General features: G+C 73.3%; 20 protein-coding genes. 15 read left to right on the top strand and 5 right to left on the bottom strand.

Going from position 1 to position 15,365, the window contains the following annotated elements; translation table 11 throughout:
- Positions 1 to 61: 61 nt before the first annotated feature.
- The 8 genes from AC1DWH_RS17125 (at position 62) to AC1DWH_RS17090 (ending at position 7,010) form a co-directional block, all read left to right on the top strand.
- Positions 62 to 790, top strand: coding sequence for a methyltransferase domain-containing protein (locus AC1DWH_RS17125; protein ID WP_477094701.1), 729 nt, complete (start codon positions 62 to 64; stop codon positions 788 to 790).
- Complete coding sequence (locus tag AC1DWH_RS17120) at positions 790 to 1,650, top strand: class I SAM-dependent methyltransferase (RefSeq protein WP_477094700.1); 861 nt, start codon at positions 790 to 792, stop codon at positions 1,648 to 1,650. The genes AC1DWH_RS17125 and AC1DWH_RS17120 overlap by 1 nt, the downstream gene beginning before the upstream one ends.
- Positions 1,651 to 1,689: 39 nt before the next feature.
- A complete protein-coding gene (locus AC1DWH_RS17115) occupies positions 1,690 to 2,028 on the top strand; it encodes a VOC family protein (RefSeq protein WP_477094699.1) in 339 nt (112 codons plus the stop codon).
- A gap of 62 nt (positions 2,029 to 2,090) precedes the next feature.
- Positions 2,091 to 2,912: an SDR family NAD(P)-dependent oxidoreductase gene (locus AC1DWH_RS17110; RefSeq protein ID WP_477094698.1), complete on the top strand. Its 822-nt coding sequence runs from the start codon at positions 2,091 to 2,093 to the stop codon at positions 2,910 to 2,912.
- A 37-nt stretch (positions 2,913 to 2,949) separates the two neighbouring features.
- Entirely contained in the window at positions 2,950 to 4,002 is a 1,053-nt protein-coding gene (locus AC1DWH_RS17105; protein ID WP_477094697.1) for an NAD(P)-dependent alcohol dehydrogenase, read from the top strand.
- A gap of 216 nt (positions 4,003 to 4,218) precedes the next feature.
- Positions 4,219 to 4,935 (top strand): YqjF family protein, encoded by a 717-nt coding sequence (locus tag AC1DWH_RS17100; RefSeq protein ID WP_477094696.1) that lies wholly within the window; start codon positions 4,219 to 4,221, stop codon positions 4,933 to 4,935.
- A gap of 56 nt (positions 4,936 to 4,991) precedes the next feature.
- On the top strand, positions 4,992 to 5,783 hold the full coding sequence (locus AC1DWH_RS17095) for a DivIVA domain-containing protein (RefSeq protein ID WP_477094695.1): 792 nt from the start codon (positions 4,992 to 4,994) through the stop codon (positions 5,781 to 5,783).
- 54 nt (positions 5,784 to 5,837) lie between these two features.
- On the top strand, positions 5,838 to 7,010 hold the full coding sequence (locus tag AC1DWH_RS17090) for a low temperature requirement protein A (RefSeq protein ID WP_477094694.1): 1,173 nt from the start codon (positions 5,838 to 5,840) through the stop codon (positions 7,008 to 7,010).
- Positions 7,011 to 7,067: 57 nt separating this feature from the next.
- Here the strand turns inward: AC1DWH_RS17090 and AC1DWH_RS17085 are convergent, their stop codons facing one another.
- Both AC1DWH_RS17085 and AC1DWH_RS17080 read right to left on the bottom strand, forming a co-directional pair.
- Positions 7,068 to 7,832, bottom strand: a complete 765-nt coding sequence (locus tag AC1DWH_RS17085) for a PadR family transcriptional regulator (protein ID WP_477094693.1) — start codon at positions 7,830 to 7,832, stop codon at positions 7,068 to 7,070.
- Between the two features lie 135 nt (positions 7,833 to 7,967).
- Positions 7,968 to 8,675 (bottom strand): SDR family NAD(P)-dependent oxidoreductase, encoded by a 708-nt coding sequence (locus AC1DWH_RS17080; RefSeq protein ID WP_477094692.1) that lies wholly within the window; start codon positions 8,673 to 8,675, stop codon positions 7,968 to 7,970.
- Between the two features lie 83 nt (positions 8,676 to 8,758).
- Between AC1DWH_RS17080 and AC1DWH_RS17075 the strand changes: the two genes are divergently transcribed.
- Positions 8,759 to 9,127 (top strand): YciI family protein, encoded by a 369-nt coding sequence (locus tag AC1DWH_RS17075; RefSeq protein WP_456844948.1) that lies wholly within the window; start codon positions 8,759 to 8,761, stop codon positions 9,125 to 9,127.
- A gap of 34 nt (positions 9,128 to 9,161) precedes the next feature.
- Here the strand turns inward: AC1DWH_RS17075 and AC1DWH_RS17070 are convergent, their stop codons facing one another.
- On the bottom strand, positions 9,162 to 9,548 hold the full coding sequence (locus tag AC1DWH_RS17070; RefSeq protein WP_456844947.1) for a VOC family protein: 387 nt from the start codon (positions 9,546 to 9,548) through the stop codon (positions 9,162 to 9,164).
- A complete protein-coding gene (locus AC1DWH_RS17065; RefSeq protein WP_477094691.1) occupies positions 9,545 to 9,826 on the bottom strand; it encodes an ArsR/SmtB family transcription factor in 282 nt (93 codons plus the stop codon). The genes AC1DWH_RS17070 and AC1DWH_RS17065 overlap by 4 nt, the downstream gene beginning before the upstream one ends.
- Before the next feature lie 107 nt (positions 9,827 to 9,933).
- On the opposite strand from AC1DWH_RS17065, the gene AC1DWH_RS17060 reads away from it, so the two are divergent.
- From AC1DWH_RS17060 to AC1DWH_RS17035, 6 genes are all read left to right on the top strand, one after another.
- Positions 9,934 to 10,299, top strand: a complete 366-nt coding sequence (locus AC1DWH_RS17060) for a YciI family protein (RefSeq protein WP_477094690.1) — start codon at positions 9,934 to 9,936, stop codon at positions 10,297 to 10,299.
- The gene (locus tag AC1DWH_RS17055; RefSeq protein WP_456844944.1) at positions 10,296 to 10,640 is read left to right on the top strand and encodes a YciI family protein; all 345 of its coding nucleotides are present in this window, start codon (positions 10,296 to 10,298) and stop codon (positions 10,638 to 10,640) included. Before AC1DWH_RS17060 ends, AC1DWH_RS17055 begins: the two co-directional genes overlap by 4 nt.
- Before the next feature lie 82 nt (positions 10,641 to 10,722).
- The gene (locus AC1DWH_RS17050; protein ID WP_456844943.1) at positions 10,723 to 11,121 is read left to right on the top strand and encodes a YciI family protein; all 399 of its coding nucleotides are present in this window, start codon (positions 10,723 to 10,725) and stop codon (positions 11,119 to 11,121) included.
- Positions 11,118 to 11,348 (top strand): hypothetical protein, encoded by a 231-nt coding sequence (locus AC1DWH_RS17045; protein ID WP_456844942.1) that lies wholly within the window; start codon positions 11,118 to 11,120, stop codon positions 11,346 to 11,348. Before AC1DWH_RS17050 ends, AC1DWH_RS17045 begins: the two co-directional genes overlap by 4 nt.
- Positions 11,345 to 12,718, top strand: coding sequence for an RNA polymerase sigma factor (locus tag AC1DWH_RS17040; RefSeq protein WP_477094689.1), 1,374 nt, complete (start codon positions 11,345 to 11,347; stop codon positions 12,716 to 12,718). Before AC1DWH_RS17045 ends, AC1DWH_RS17040 begins: the two co-directional genes overlap by 4 nt.
- Before the next feature lie 248 nt (positions 12,719 to 12,966).
- Positions 12,967 to 13,890: a hypothetical protein gene (locus AC1DWH_RS17035; RefSeq protein WP_477094688.1), complete on the top strand. Its 924-nt coding sequence runs from the start codon at positions 12,967 to 12,969 to the stop codon at positions 13,888 to 13,890.
- A 113-nt stretch (positions 13,891 to 14,003) separates the two neighbouring features.
- Here AC1DWH_RS17035 and AC1DWH_RS17030 read toward each other — a convergent pair whose 3' ends face one another.
- A complete protein-coding gene (locus AC1DWH_RS17030; protein WP_477094687.1) occupies positions 14,004 to 15,263 on the bottom strand; it encodes an Nramp family divalent metal transporter in 1,260 nt (419 codons plus the stop codon).
- Positions 15,264 to 15,365: the final 102 nt, after the last annotated feature.

Genomic DNA, 15,365 nt, shown 5'->3' with positions numbered 1-15,365 from the left:
TGCCCCGGTCATCCGAGTAATGGTCTCGCCCGGGCCGCTGCTCGGTCGTAGCGTCCGGCGCATGACCGACGCACTCCGGTACCACGCGATCCGCGAACGCTCCCACCGGATCCTCGACCCGTACACCGACGAGCAGCTGGCGACCCTGGGCCGCGCGCTGCACCTCGAACCCGGCGCGTCCGTGCTCGACCTCGCGTGCGGCAAGGGCGAGCTGCTGTGCACCTGGGCGCGAGACCACGGCACCGTCGGCACGGGCGTGGACCTCAACCCGGCGTTCGTCGAGGCGGCGCGTGCGAGGGCGGTCGCGCTCGGCGTCGACGTGGACGTGGTGCTCGCCGACGCGTCCGACTACACCTCCGCCACGCCGGTCGACGTGGCGTCCTGCGTCGGCGCTACCTGGATCGGCGACGGCGTCGTCGGCACCCTGGCGCTGCTCGGACGGTCGCTGAAGCCGGGCGGGATCGCGCTGGTCGGCGAGCCGTTCTGGCGCTCCGGGACGCCGGCGGAGGCCCGCGCGCTGATCGGCGACTTCGACACGCTGCCCGGCCTGGTCTCGCGGGTGCAGGACGCCGGCTGGGACGTGGTCGAGATGGTGCTCGCCGACGAGGCCAGCTGGGACCGCTACGTGGCCGCGCAGTGGCTCAACGTGCGCCGGTTCCTCGACGAGCACCCCGACGACCCGCTGGCGCCGGCCTTCCGCGAGGAGCTGTCGACGGCTCCCCTGCAGTACGTCACCTACCGGCGGCCGTACCTCGGATGGGGCGTGCTCGCGCTCGCGACGCGGCCGTGATGGACGTCGAGGCGGTCCGGGCGTACTACGCCTCGAAGAGTCAGCACGAGCGCGACAGGCTGCTCTCCGACGAGGGGCTGCTCGAGCGCGTCCTGACCACCCGGCTCCTCGAGCCGCACCTGGGAGCGCCGGGCCGCGCGCTCGACCTGGGCGGAGGCACGGGTCCGTACTCCGTGTGGCTGGCCGAGCTCGGCTGGGACGTCACGCTGGCCGACCTGTCCCCCGAGCTGCTGGCGATCGCGCAGTCGTCGCTGCCGGCCGGCACCGTCCGCGAGGTGGTCGAGATCGACGCGCGCGACCTCTCGCGCTGGGGCGACGGGACGTTCGACGCCGTCCTCTCGCTCGGTCCGATGTACCACCTGACGTCCGCCGACGACCGCGCGCAGGCCGCCTCCGAGCTCGCGCGCGTGACCCGTCCCGGCGGGCTCGTCGCCGTCGCGCTCATGCCGCGGTACGTCTCGGTGCGCCGGCTGCTCTCGCTGGCCGACGAGCGCTGGCAGCTCGCGGACCCCGCGCTCCTGGACCGGCTGCTCGACGAGGGGACCTTCGAGAACGCCGTACCCGGACGCTTCACGCACGTCTACGGCGTCGAGCCGTCCGCCGTGGCGCCCTTCTTCGAGTCGCACGGGCTCGACACCGTGCTCCTGGCGTCGACCCACGGGTTCCTCACCGGCGTCGAGGACGGTGTCGAGGCGCTGCGCGTCGAGCAGCCGACGGCGTACCTGCGGCTGCTCGACCGGCTGGTCGCGCTCGCGGCGGACCCGGGCGTGCTGAGCACCGCCGGCCACCTGCTGTACGTCGGTCGGCGTCCGGCGGGTCCCGCGGTCACGTTGCGACGACCCCGTCCGTCAGTAGCGTGAGAGCGGCCCTGCGGGGCCACGACGAGAAGGAGCACGACCATGACCGATGGCATCAAGACCGTGGTGGTCCCGGTGTCCGACCTTGCCGCGTCGAAGGCGTTCTACACCCTGCTGCTGGGGGTAGAGCCCGCCCACGACGCGCCGTACTACGTCGGGTTCGACGTCGCCGGCCAGCACTTCGGGCTCAACCCGAACGGCGACGTGAGCGCGGGGCCGGTCTACTACTGGCACGTCGCCGACCTTGCGGCCACCCGCGACGCGCTCGTCGCCGCCGGCGCGACGGTGATCCAGGACGCGACGCAGGTGGGCGGCGGCAGGACGATCGCCACCCTCCAGGACATCGACGGTCACACGGTGGGTCTGGCCCAGGACGCCTGAGCGCGCACGACGGGGCGGGCGGAAGATGGTTCCGCCCGCCCTCGTCGTCCCCGGAGGTCCTCATGCCCACCGTCCTGATCACCGGCACCTCCACGGGCATCGGCCTGGAGACCGCGCTCGCCGCCGCCGACGCCGGCTGGACCACCGTCGCGACGATGCGGGACCTCGCGAAAGCCGGCGCTCTCCGCGAGCGCGGGGGCGGCTTCCCGCTCGACATCCGGCAGCTCGACGTGACCGACCATGCGGCGATCGGCCAGGTGGTCGCCGACGTCGTCGCCACGCACGGCTCCCTCGACGCGGTGGTCAACAACGCCGGCGGCGGCCAGGTCGGCACCGCCGAGACGCTCACCATGGACGCGTTCCGGGCGAACATGGAGCTCAACTTCTTCGGCGTCGTCGCGGTCACCCAGGCCGCCATGCCGCACCTGCGCGCGTCGGGCGGCCGGCTGCTGACCATCAGCTCGGTCGGGGGCGTCGTCGGCCAGCCCTTCAACGACGCCTACTGCGCCGCGAAGTTCGCCGTCGAGGGGTTCCTGGAGAGCCTCGCACCGGTGGCCGCCGCGGTCGGGGTGTCCGTCGTCATCGTCGAGCCCGGGGCCGTGGCCAGCGAGTTCGTCGCCAACGTCGGGCGGCCGTCGGAGGGTGACGACGTCTACGGAGCGCTGCTCGCCGCGTACCTCGAGCGGACCGCCGGCGCCTTCGCGAACGCCCAGTCGGCCGACGACGTCGCCGCACTGCTGGTCGAGCTGCTCATGGACGAGGACCCGCCCGTCCGCGTGCAGACGTCGCCGACCGCGAACGCGTTCGCCGGCGTCAAGCTGGCGGACCTGGACGGGTCCGCGGTGCAGGCGATGACACGCGGGTGGATCGCCGCTGGCGCATGATGGTCCCCGTCCCCGTCTCGTCCTTCGAGGAGCACCTGTGTCCCTGACCGTCCCCGCCCTGCTCACCCCCGCCGCCGGCGCCCCCTTCGAGCGCGGCACCGTCGAGCGCCGCGAGCTGGGTGAGCACGACGTCCTCATCGACATCGCCTACGCCGGCATCTGCCACTCCGACATCCACCAGGCCCGCGAGGAGTGGGGCAAGGCGATCTTCCCGATGGTCCCCGGGCACGAGATCGCCGGCGTGATCTCGGCCGTCGGGTCGGCCGTCACCAAGCACGCCGTGGGCGACCGCGCCGGCGTCGGCTGCTTCGTCGACTCCTGCCGCGAGTGCGAGATGTGCCTGGCCGGCGAGGAGCAGTTCTGCCTCCGCGGCAACGTCGGCACCTACAACTCCAAGGCGTACGACGGCACGCCCACCTACGGCGGCTACTCGACGCAGATCGTCGTCGACGAGAGCTATGCGCTGCGCATCCCGGAGGGGATCTCGCTCGACGTCGCCGCGCCCCTGCTCTGTGCCGGCATCACCCTGTACTCGCCGCTCAAGCACTGGGGCGCCGGCCCGGGGTCGAAGGTCGCCATCGTCGGCATGGGCGGGCTCGGGCACATGGGTGTGCAGCTCGCGCACGCGCTCGGCGCCGAGGTCACCGTGCTCAGCCAGTCGCTGTCCAAGCAGGCCGACGGCCTCACGCTGGGCGCCGACCACTACTACGCGACGAGCGACAAGCAGACCTTCCGCGACCTGCGCCGGTCGTTCGACCTGATCATCAGCACGGTCGGCGCGGACATCGACGTCGACGCCTACCTCTCGCTGCTCCGCTTCGAGGGCTCGCTCGTCTTCGTCGGGCTGCCCGAGAACAAGCAGTCGTTCCGCGTGTTCTCGCTCACCGGCGCTCGTCGGAACCTGTCCGGGTCCAACATCGGCGGCATCCGCGAGACGCAGGAGATGCTCGACTTCTGCGCGTCGCACGGGATCGGGTCGCTCGTCGAGACCATCACCGCCGACGACGTCGACAAGGCCTACGACCGCGTGGTGAACAGCGACGTCCGGTACCGCTTCGTCATCGACACGGCGACGATCCCGGCAGGCTGACCCCTCGCCGGGCCGGCGCGGGCGTGGCGCCGAGCTCGGTGCGTCGCGTCGAGCTCGGTGGCTGCAACCGCCGAGCTCGACAGCAACCACCGAGCTCGGCGGCCCGCCCCCGGTCGTGAGTTTCGGGCGACGTCGTGAGTTGTAGCTGACGACTTCGTCGCCAACTCACGACCTCGCCGCCCGCACCCCGGCGCGCGGCGCGCCTACGGTGGCCGGGTGGATCCGATCCGGGCCGTCGCGCCGCCGCTGGTCGGGCGCGTGATCCTCTCGCAGGAGTGGCAGCGGGTCAGCTTCCTGCACTGGCGGGTGGGTGCCGACGCCGTCGCGCCGCTGCTGCCTCCGGGCACGCGGCCCGACGAGCACGACGGCTCGTCGTGGGTCGGCCTGATCGCGTTCCGGATGGCCCGGTTCACGCTCGTCCCTGGGCCGGCGCTGCCGTACATCGGCGACTTCCCCGAGATCAACGTGCGGCTCTACACGGTCGACGACGAGGGCCGGCGGGGGGTGCTGTTTCGGTCGCTCGAGGCGTCGCGGGTGCTCACCGTGCTCGGCGCCCGGACCGTGATGCACGTGCCGTACCAGTGGGCGCGGATGTCCCTCGAGCGCGCGGGCGACGTCGTCGACTACCGCTCGACACGGCTCACGGGGACCCGGCCGTCGTCGCACCTCGTGGTGCGCCCGTCCTCGGAGGTCGTGGCCGACGACCCGCTCGCCGACTTCCTCACCGCGCGCTGGGGCATGCACACGGTCCTGCGCGGTCGGACCCGGTTCGTGCCCAACGAGCATGAGCCGTGGCCACTGCGGCGCGCGTCGCTGGTGTCGCTCGACGACAGGCTGGTCGCCGCCGGCGGGCTGCCGGGCGTCGTGGACCGGCCGCCGGACTCGGTGCTGTACTCGCCGGGCGTGCACGCGCGGTTCGCGATGCCGCTGTAGCCGCCGATCGGGCGAACGTGCGCGGTCGCGGCACCCGCATGAGGAACCATCGACCCATGCTCTCCGCCGACGACGTCCTCAACGCGAGGTTCGCCGCCACGAAGTTCCGGCCCGGGTACGACCAGGACGAGGTCGACGACCTGCTCGACCGGGTGGCGGTCGCCCTGCGGACCGGGGGGAACGTCGGGCTCGACGAGGTCGAGCTCCAGCAGACCCGGTGGCGCGAGGGCTACGACATCGCCGAGGTCGACGCGTTCCTCGACGAGGCCCGCGCGAGCCTGGCCTCCCCGCGGCCGGTCGTGCCCGTCGCGCCCGTCGACGTGGACTCCTCGCCCCGGCCGCCCTGGTACGCGATCGCCGGCGACGTGCTGGCGACGATGGTCGTCGGGGAGAAGCCGGACGACCCGCCCCGGCTGGTGAAGCCGGGCCGGGCGCCCCGGGTCTCGGCCCAGCGCATCACGGTCGCCCGCGACGGCATCTCCTGGCGGTCGCGGGGCCTGCGCACGGGCTGGCTGGCGGTCGGGGACATCGCGCGGGTGGTGACGCTGCGGCTCGAGTACACCGGCACCACCAGCTCGACGGTCGACTACGCCCTGGTCCTCGACCACGCCGGGGGTGTCCGCCTCCGGGTCCGCCTGCGACCGTCGATGCCGCGCGACTTCTGGGAGCCGCTGGGCGTGCCGGTCACGCGCGACCGGTCCATGCTCGGGCGGCCGAAGGACGCGCGCCGGCGCTGGCCCGAGGCGATCTCGTGGGCCCACGCCTACCCGGTCGTGACCACGCTGCTGGCCGCCGCTGGGTGGATGCTCGTCGTGGTGCCGGTGCTCGACCGGATCACCGGCGCGTAGCCGAGCAGCCGAACCCCTCGCCCGCGGGCCGGGACGTCCGGCAGGGTGGTCCCCGTGATCCGACGCCTCGGCCTGCGCACCTCCGACGAGGGGCATCGCGTCACCACCTTCGAGCTGTTCTTCGACCTCGTGTACGTCTACGCGTTCACCCAGGTCAGTCACCTCATGGCCGAGACGCACTCGGGGCTGGGCGTGCTGCAGGCGCTGATCGTGCTCGCGCTCCTCTGGTGGACGTGGACCTCGTACAGCTGGCTCGCCAACCAGTCGCCCGCCGACCAGGGTGTCCTGCGCGTGGGGATGGGGGTCGCCATGGCCGCGATCTTCGTCGCGACCCTGGCCGTGCCCGAGGCGTTCGACGACCTGCCCGGCGGGCTCGACGGACCGCTCGTGCTGGTCGTCGCGTACGCCGTCGTCCGGCTGGTGCACACCTCGCTGTACCTGGTCGCGGGCGCCGGCGACCGGGCGCTGCAGCGGCAGGTGCTGCTGACCCAGGTCGTCGCGATGCTGCCGTCCCTCGTGCTGCTGGTGGTCGGCGCGCTGGTCGGGCCGCCCGCGCAGACCTGGATCTGGCTCGTTGCCCTGGTGTGGGACGTGGGGCTGACGCTCCTGACCGGCTGGGGCGGCGACTGGCGGCTGCACTCCCCGGCGCACTGGGCCGAGCGCTACGGCCTGGTCGTCATCCTGGCGCTGGGCGAGTCGGTGGTCGCGATCGGCGTCGGCGCCTCGCGCCTGCCGGTGGGCGTTCCCGTGATCGCCGGCGCCGTGCTGTGCATCGCGCTCGCCCTGGTCCTGTGGTGGGTCTACTTCCTGCGGACCTCCGACGTCGCCGAGCGCGTCCTCGCCGGGCTCGAGGGCATCCCCCGCGCCGAGTACGGGACCCTCGCGTACACCTACCTGCACTACGTGCTGATCGCGGGCGTGGTCGTCGCGGCCCTCGGGGTCGAGGAGGCGATGGCGGAGGTGGGGTCGTCCGAGGCGTTCGGCACGTTCGGGGCCGCGGCGCTCGCCGGTGGAGTGGCCACGTACCTCGTCGGGACCGCCGTGTTCCTGCGGTCCACCGGGTCCCGCTGGCCGGTCGCCCGACTGCTGGGCGCCGCGCTCACCGTCGGGGTGATCCCGCTGCTCGCGGCCCTCCCGGCTCTCGGCGCGCTCGCCGCGGTGACGGTCGTGGGCTTCGGGTGGGCTCTCGCGGAGCTGCGGACGGGGGCAGCCGCGCTGGTGTCGTGAGGACGACGCGACGAGGCACCCCCGCGATCGCGGGGGTGCCTCGTCGGAATGCGGAGGTCAGTCCTCCGGGGTGGGCTCCGTGGTCGGAGTCGGGTCGCCGGCCAGGATCAGGTACAGGTCCCGGCGCGCGCGGTCGAGGACCTCGAGCGCCTGGGTGGCCTGCTGGTCCGTGCCCGAGCGGGCGACCTGGTGGGCCGCCGCGCCGAGCGCCTCGAGGGCGCCGCGCAGGGCACGACCGGGCGAGGCCGGCCGGCTCGCGGCGTCCTCCCACGGGGTGCCCAGCTGCTCGGCATTCTGCGTGACGTAGGTGCCGCCGGCCTCGGTGAGCGTGGCCATCTTGCGGCCGGACTCGGAGGTGATGGCGATGAGGCCCTCGTCCTCGAGCAGGTTGAGCGCCGGGTAGATGGCGCCCGGGCTGGGCCGCCACGTGCCGCCCGACCGCTCGCCGATCTGCTGGATCAGCTGGTAGCCGTGCATCGGCTCCTCGGCGAGGAGCAGCAGGATCGCGGCGCGGATGTCGCCGCGACCGGCCCGACGGCCGGGGCCGCGGCCACCGGGGCCGAAGCCGCGCGGCCCGCCGGGGCCGAAGCCGGGGCCGCCGAAGCCACGGCCGCCGCGGTGCTCGTGCTCGTGGTGCTCGTGGTGCTCGTGCGGGAAGGCGCCGCGGGGACCGCCGCGCCGGGGGTCGAAGCCCTCCTCGTAGGGGGCGTCGGGGAAGTCGCCGCGGCGGCGGCGGTTGCGACCGCCGCGGGCGGTCGGGTCGGTGGTGTCGAACGCGGGGCCGGCGAAGCGGCCGTCGGGGTGGGTGTGGGGGTGTCGCATGGGGTGTCTCCTTGACGATGTGGGCCGCGGGGCGATGTCGCTCGGCGCGGGTCCGGGAGGTCTCGCGATCTCGACCGGACGACGTAACGATATATCGTCGATCTATCTTTGACAATCCCTAGCGATATGCCGGCGTCAGAGCCGCGCCAGCACCGCCCCACCGTGCACGCCGAGCACCTGCCCGGTGGTCCAGCCCGCGTCCGGCGACGTGAGGTAGGCGACGGCAGCCGCGATCTCCTCGACGGTCCCCGGTCGGCCCATCGGCACGCGCGCGAGCCGCCGGGCGTACTCCGCGTCGTCGAGCCGGCCGCCCCAGAACTCCGTGTCCGGCACGAACCCGGGCGCCACCGCGTTCACGGTGATCCCGTCGGCCGCCACCGCCGCGGCCGTGCCCGTGACCCAGGAGTTGATCGCCGCCTTGGCCGCGCCGTAGGAGCCTGCCCCGCGCAGGGCGGCCACCGAGCTCATGGCGACGATCCGGCCGCCAGGCCTCGGCATCGCGGGCAGCAGCGCCTCGCCCAGCAGCACCGTGGTGAGCACGTTGAGCCTGAACTCCTCGCTCCACAGCCGCGCCGTCGACGCCAGCCCCGGGCCGTCCGCCTCCAGCGACCCGCCCGCGTTGAGCACGAGCACGTCCACCGCCCCGAGCCGGTCCGCGAGCGCCTCGACCTCGTCCGGCTCCCGCAGGTCGGCCACCTCGACCCGCATGGCGCCGGCCGCCGTCCGTTCCAGCACCTCGCGCCGCCGCCCGACGATCACCACGTCGTCCCCGTCGGCCGCCAGCCGCCGCGCCACCGCCGCACCGATGCCTGTCCCGCCGCCCGTCACCACCGCAGTCCTCATCGGTCCACCGAAACACCACCGTGGGACGGTGTCGATCGCAGCGGGTCGCGCGCGTCATGGGGAAAACCGACCAGGAGGACGAGATGACCGCCACCGAGTACATCCTCACGCTGCAGGGCGACCCGACGAACCTGAGCGCCGACGACGCCCCCGACCGCCTCACGGGCCACCGGGCGCACGCCGTGTTCGCGCGCCGCTGCGCCGAGGCGGGCCACGTGATCCACGACGACGCTGAGCTGCACCACTCGCGCGCCATGGTCGTACGGATCGTCGGCGGCCACGTCTCCGTCACCGACGGACCGTTCGCCGAGGGCACCGAGGTCATCGCCGGCTACTACCGGATCTCGACGCCCGACCTCGACCGCCTCGCCCTGCTCGTCGCCGACCTGATCCGGGTCACGGGCGAGACGGCCGTGCTGCGCGAGTCGCTCGCGGCGCCGGTCGGCGTCTGACCAGCGCCGGGCGGGACAGCCCGCGCCGGGCAGGTCAGCCCGCCAGCTGGACGAGGTTGCCGCAGGTGTCGTCGAAGACCGCCGTCGTCACCGGGCCCATCGCGGTCGGCGGCTGCACGAAGTGCACCCCGGCCGCGACCAGCCGCTCGTACTCGGCCTGCACGTCGTCGACCCCGAACGAGGCGAACGGGATGCCGTCCTCGACCAGCGCCGCCTTGAACGGGCCGACGGCGGGGTGGCCGCTGGGCTCGAGGAGCAGCTCGACGCCGTCCGGGGCCGCCGCCGAGACGACCGTCAGCCACCGGTCGCTCCCGCCGAGCGGGACGTCGTGCTTCGGCAGGAAGCCCAGCACGCCCGTGTAGAAGTCGAAGGCCTTCTGCTGGTCGTCGACGAAGACGCTGGTGACGGTGAGGCGGATCATCTCGGTTCTCCTGGGGGCCAGCGCTGGGCGATCTGCCGCAGCGGTCCGGTGTCGAGGTGGTGGTACTTGTAGCGGCCCTCGCGGCGGACGACGACCAGGCCGGCCTCCTCGAGGATCTCGAGGTGCTGGGAGACCGCCTGCCGCGTCGAGCCGAGGCCGTGCCGCATGGTCAGCCGCGAGCAGAGCTCGAAGAGCGACTGCCCGTCCCGGTCCTGGAGCTCGTCGAGGATCGCGCGGCGCGTGGCGTCGGCAAGAGCCTTGAAGACGTCGGCGGCCACGCCTCCTGTATAGGCAAGCATTCACTTGCCTGTCAAGGCCTGTCGATTCTCCGGACCCTCGCGCGTCATGACCCCGACGGGCACAGTGGACCGATGGAGGGAACGACATGAGCGACACGTGGATGGTGCTGCTGTACGGCGACGAGGGCTTCTGGGAGTCCGCGACGCCGGAGATCACCGACCGGATCATGGCCGAGCACCAGGCGTACGGCGCGGCCTGCGCCGAGCAGGGGCACAAGATCGTCGGCGGCGAGGAGCTGAACTTCTCCCGGCACGCCGTGACCGCCCGGCGCGACGACGGCGGACCGGTCACCGTCAGCGAGGGCCCGTACAGCGAGACGGCGGAGTACCTCGGCGGGTACTACCTGATCGAGACGGACGACGTCCAGGCTCTCGCCCGGCTCACCGGCGAGCTCCTGCTGACCGACGGTGGCGGCGCCGAGCTGCGGCCCGTCGTGGTGCACGAGTCATGAGCGAGTACCTGGTCCTGCTGTACCAGGACGAGCGGATCTGGGCCGAGGCGACGGAGGCCGAGTCGGCCGAGTTCTTCCGGCAGCACCGGGAGTACTCCGAGCGGGCGGCCGAGTTCGGGGTCGTGTTCCTGGCGTCCGAGGCCCTGCAGCCCGTCGCGACCGCGGTCACGCTGCGCCGCGCGGGCGAGGACTCGACGGTCGTCGACGGACCCTTCGCCGAGACTGCGGAACAGCTCGGCGGCTTCTACCTGGTCACCGCAGCCGACCGCGAGTCGGTGCTCAAGCACGCGCTGCTGCTCCCCGAGTACACGATCGAGGTCCGCGAGATCATGCAGCTCTAGGTTGTGTCGATGCGACCGCTGCTCGCACGTCACCGGGGCAGCGGACGCGCACGGCGTCCCTTCGACACCCGAGGAGAGCGACATGGCCGAGTTCACCGTGGTCCTGTACCGCGACGAGGCGCGCGACGCCGCGCTGACCGACGACGAGCGCGACCGCGCGTGGGCCGCACACAGCGGGTTCCAGCAGCACTGCGTCGACAACGGCTGGGAGATCGTGGCGACGCGCGCGCTGGGGAACGCCGGCCGGGCGCGCGGGCTGCGGTCCGACGGCCGCGCCGGGATCGTCGTCAGCGACGGCCCGTTCGCCGAGACCGCCGAGCAGGTGGCCGGCTTCTACCTCGTCGCGCGCACGGACCTCGACGCCTTGACCGAGGCCGTCAGCGCGCTGGTGCTCAACGGCGAGACGGTCGAGATCCGGCGGACCGTGCGGTTCGAGAACGGCGTGGCCGTGGAGAGCGGCGACGCGCTGACCGCCTCATGAGGTTCGTCGTCCTCGCCTACGACTCCGCCGCGCTCCCGCCCGGAGGCCTCGCGCTGGGGTCCGTCGACACGGCGACCTCCGTGCAGGACCACGCTCTGCGCGACGGCACCTTCGCCGGGCCCGCGTCGGCACTCACCGGCATCCAGGTGCTGGAGGCGTCGGACCTCGACGCGGTCGTCGGCCAGCTGCCCGACGTCGGGACGTTCGAGGTCCGGCCGGTCGCGTGACTCCTGTCGACCTCGCCCTCGCCGACGCCTGGCGCGCCCACTGGTCACGGCTCATCGGCCTGCTCATCGGCCAGTACGCCCGCCCGGACCTCGCCGAGGACGCCGTGTCCGACGCCTTCGAGGCCGCGGCGCGGCACTGGCCCGTGGACGGGGTGCCGACGAACACCGGCGCCTGGCTGCTCACGGCCGCGCGGCGCCGCGTCCTCGACCGCCTCCGCTCCGAGGCAGTGGCCCGACGGAAGGAGCCGCTGATGGCGGTCGACGACGAGATGCGCGCCGCCGCCGCAGCCGTCGTCGACCCCGGAGCCCACGTGGCCGACGAGCAGCTCCGCCTGATCTTCGCCTGCTGCCACCCGGCCATCGCCCCCGACGACCGCGTCGCCCTGACCCTGAGGTTCGTCGTCGGCCTCACCACCGCCGAGATCGGCCGGCTCCTGCTCGTCCAGGAGTCGACAATGGCCGCCCGGCTCACCCGCGCCAAGAAGCGGCTGGCCTCGTCCGGCATCCCGTTCGCGACACCTCCCGCCGCCCTGCTCGACGAGCGGCTCGACGTCGTCGCCACCGTCGTCTACCTCGCGTTCACGTCCGGCTACCACCCCGGCGTCGGCCCGTCCGTGCTGCGCGTCGACCTGGGCGACGAGGCCATCCGGCTGCTCCGCGTCCTCGACGGACTGCTGCCAGGGCGCGCCGTGGTCCGCTCCCTGCTCGCCCTCCTGCTCCTGCAGCACTCCCGCCGCGACACCCGGCTCGACGCCGCCGGCGCCCTCGTGCTGCTGCCCGACCAGGACCGCTCCCGCTGGCACCGCGACGAGATCGCCGAGGGCGTGGCCCTGCTGGCATCCCTGCCGACGATGCTGACGGCCCCCGGGCCCTCCCCGTCGGCCCGGCCTGCGCCATCCGCGGATCTCACCTCTATCGCGCGGCTCGCCCCCGTGACCGCTCGCACGCCCGCGGCGCCGCCCGCGGCGGCCATCGGCCAGCAGACGCGACTCGCGCAGGAGTACCGCCTGCAGGCACTCATCGCCGCCGAGCACGCGACCGCGGCGTCCGCAGCCGACACCCGCTGGTCCGTGATCGCCGGCCTGTACGCACAGCTCGAGGCCCTGACCGGCTCCCCCGTGGTCCGCCTGGCGCGCGCGGTGGCCGTCGCGGAGGCCTCCGGACCCGAGGCCGGCCTGGCGCTCCTCGACGGCCTCGACGACGCGCTCCCCCGCCACCACCGGGTCCCCGCCGTCCGCGCCGAGCTCCTGGCCCGCGCCGGCCACCCCGAGGCGGCAGCAGCCCAGTTCCGCGCCGCCCTGACCCTGGTGACGAACGAGACGGAACGCACCCACCTGGAGGGCCGCCTGTCGTCGCTGGACGCGCCGTGACGGCGGGTTCCGGCCCCCGCGCCGCTCGCGGCCAGGCGCGAGGTCGTGAGTTTCCGACGCAGTCGTGAGCTTCAACTGACGACTTCGTCGGAAACTCACGACCTGGCGCAGAGCCCCAGGCGCCCACAGCCCGCGAGAGCGCTCTGTGGTCCACGACCCTCGGTCGACGCGACCCGACGTCGATGGGTCGTTGAGACATTGCCGGCATGCCGATGCGCCCTGGTTCCCTCGTGCTCACGAGGAGCCCGTTGCTGCCCGTCGTCCATCTCGCGCGGGACTACCCCGACGAAGTGGTTCGCGACCTTCACCGGTCGGGTCAGTGGGAACGCGTCGGACGCGGCGTCTATCTCCCTGCAAGCGCATCGACGGGTCCGGAGCGCCGGCGAGAGGTGGCCCTTGGTCGGATCGTCGGTCTCAGCCGACGACTCGGAGCTGACCACTGCTTCAGCCATGAGTCGGCGGCGCTGATCTGGGGCCTCTCGCTCTGGCGTTCGCCCGACACGACCCACGTGCTGCAGGAGCATCGCGCTGGCGGCTGTTCGGACCCGCGCGTGACGCGGCACGTGGGCCTACCCGCCGACGCCGAACGGCAGGTTGTGCTCGGCCTTCATGTGACGTCGCTCGAGCGCACGGTCCTCGACTGCGTCGCGAGCCTCCCACCAGCGCACGGCCTCGTCGTGGCTGATGCGGCCGCTCGGGTACCGGCCGACCGCGGGACCCTGGACCGCCTGCTCGCCGCCCGATTCGGGCAACCCGGGAGCGCTCGCGCCCGGGCGGTGCTCGCACTGGCGGACGACGGCGCGGAGTCACCAGGCGAGTCGGCGGCTCGATTCGTCGTGCTCCGCGACGGGTTCGCCGTTCCTCGCACGCAGATGCCGATCGAGACCCGGCTCGGAACGTTCTGGGCCGACCTCGGTTGGGAGGAGTGGAAGCTCGTCCTCGAGTACGACGGCCGCACCAAGTACGTGGGTCAGGAGACAGAGCGCTTCATGCAGGAGAAGCGCCGGCACGACGCGGTGCTCGAGACCGGCTGCCGGATCCTTCGCGTGACCAAGGAGGACCTGACCGGCTCGACCTTGACGCAGCGGATCGTCCAGCTGGTGCCCGCCGGCGCGGCCTCCGCACTGCGCCCACGGCGCGAGCTGATGTCATCGAGGGCCGTCAGATCGTGAGTTTCCGACGCGATCGTCAGCTGCAACTCACGAGTTCGTCGGAATCTCACGACCTCGTCGCCGGCGCCGGCTGGGGCGAGCTTGGGGCGCCTGCCGGCACCGGGCGCCCCTGCTCAGGCCAGGATCAGGAGGGTGATCAGGGTCAGGTTCAGGGCGACCACCAGGGTCACCACCAGCAGGAGGGTCGCGTGGAGCCAGGGGCCGTTGCGGTGCTCGCCCATGACCGAGCGGGAGCGGGTCAGTCGGACCAGGGGGATCACTGCGAACGGGATGCCGAAGCTGAGCACCACCTGCGAGAGCACGAGGGTCCATGTGGCGTCGGCGCCGAGCGCCAGCAGGAGGATCGCCGGGATCAGGGTCACCACGCGGCGGACCAGCAGGGGGACGCGGCGGTGGATCAGGCCCTCCATGATCGTCGCGCCCGCGTAGGCGCCGACCGACGTCGACGCGAGGCCCGACGCCAGCAGGCCGACGGCGAACGCGATGGCGATGCCGGCGCCCAGTGCGGCGGCGATCGCGTCGTAGGCGCCGGGGATGGAGTCGGTGCCGGCGACACCTCGCAGGCCTGACGCCGCGAGGAGCAGCAGGCCGATGTTGACGATGCCCGCGACCATCAGCGCGCCGCCGACGTCCCAGCGGGTCGCGCGCAGGAGGCGGGCGAGCGGGAGCCCCGAGGTGCGGCCGTGCCGGTCGCGGACCAGCGCCGAGTGGACGTAGATCGCGTGGGGCATGACGGTCGCGCCGAGCATCGAGGCGGCGAGCAGGACCGAGTCGGTGCCGTCGAAGTGAGGGACCAGGCCCGACAGGATGCCGGCCGCCGACGGCGGGGACACGAAGAGCCCGGCCAGGAAGCCGATCGAGATGACCGCGAGCAGCGCGACCACCACCAGCTCGAACCGCCGCTGCCCGTACCGGTTCTGGGTGGCCAGCAGCAGGATCGAGACGACGCCGACGATCACCCCGCCGACCGGCAGCGGCACCCCGAACAGCAGCTGGAGCGCGATGGCACCGCCGACGACCTCGGCGATGTCGGTGGCCGCCGCGACCAGCTCCGCCTGCCCCCAGAACGCCAGCCGCGGGCCGCGGCGCATCCGCTGCCCGAGGACCGCCGGCAGCGACTGCCCAGTGACCAGCCCGAGCTTGGCCGACTGGTACTGGACCAGGACCGCCATGGCGTTGGCGACGACGAGCACCCACAGCAGGAGGTACCCGTAGCGCGCGCCGGCGGTGAGGTTGGCCGCGACGTTGCCGGGGTCGACGTAGGCGATGGCCGCGACGAACGCCGGCCCGAGCAAGAGAGGGGCGCGACGGATGCGCGGCGGAGCGACGACCTGCACAGGCCGGTCGACGCTCTCGGCCACGCTCTCGTGCATCGTTCACCTCGAAAAGTTCGGAGACCCGAACTCATGCTAGCGGACGTACGGATCACCGCGGGGCCGGCGCGGCGCGACCGCGGCGGACGGCGAGCGGCCGAC

This window comes from Cellulomonas sp. P2_F12 (assembly GCF_056403775.1).
This window is presented reverse-complemented; position numbering and strand designations above follow the sequence as displayed.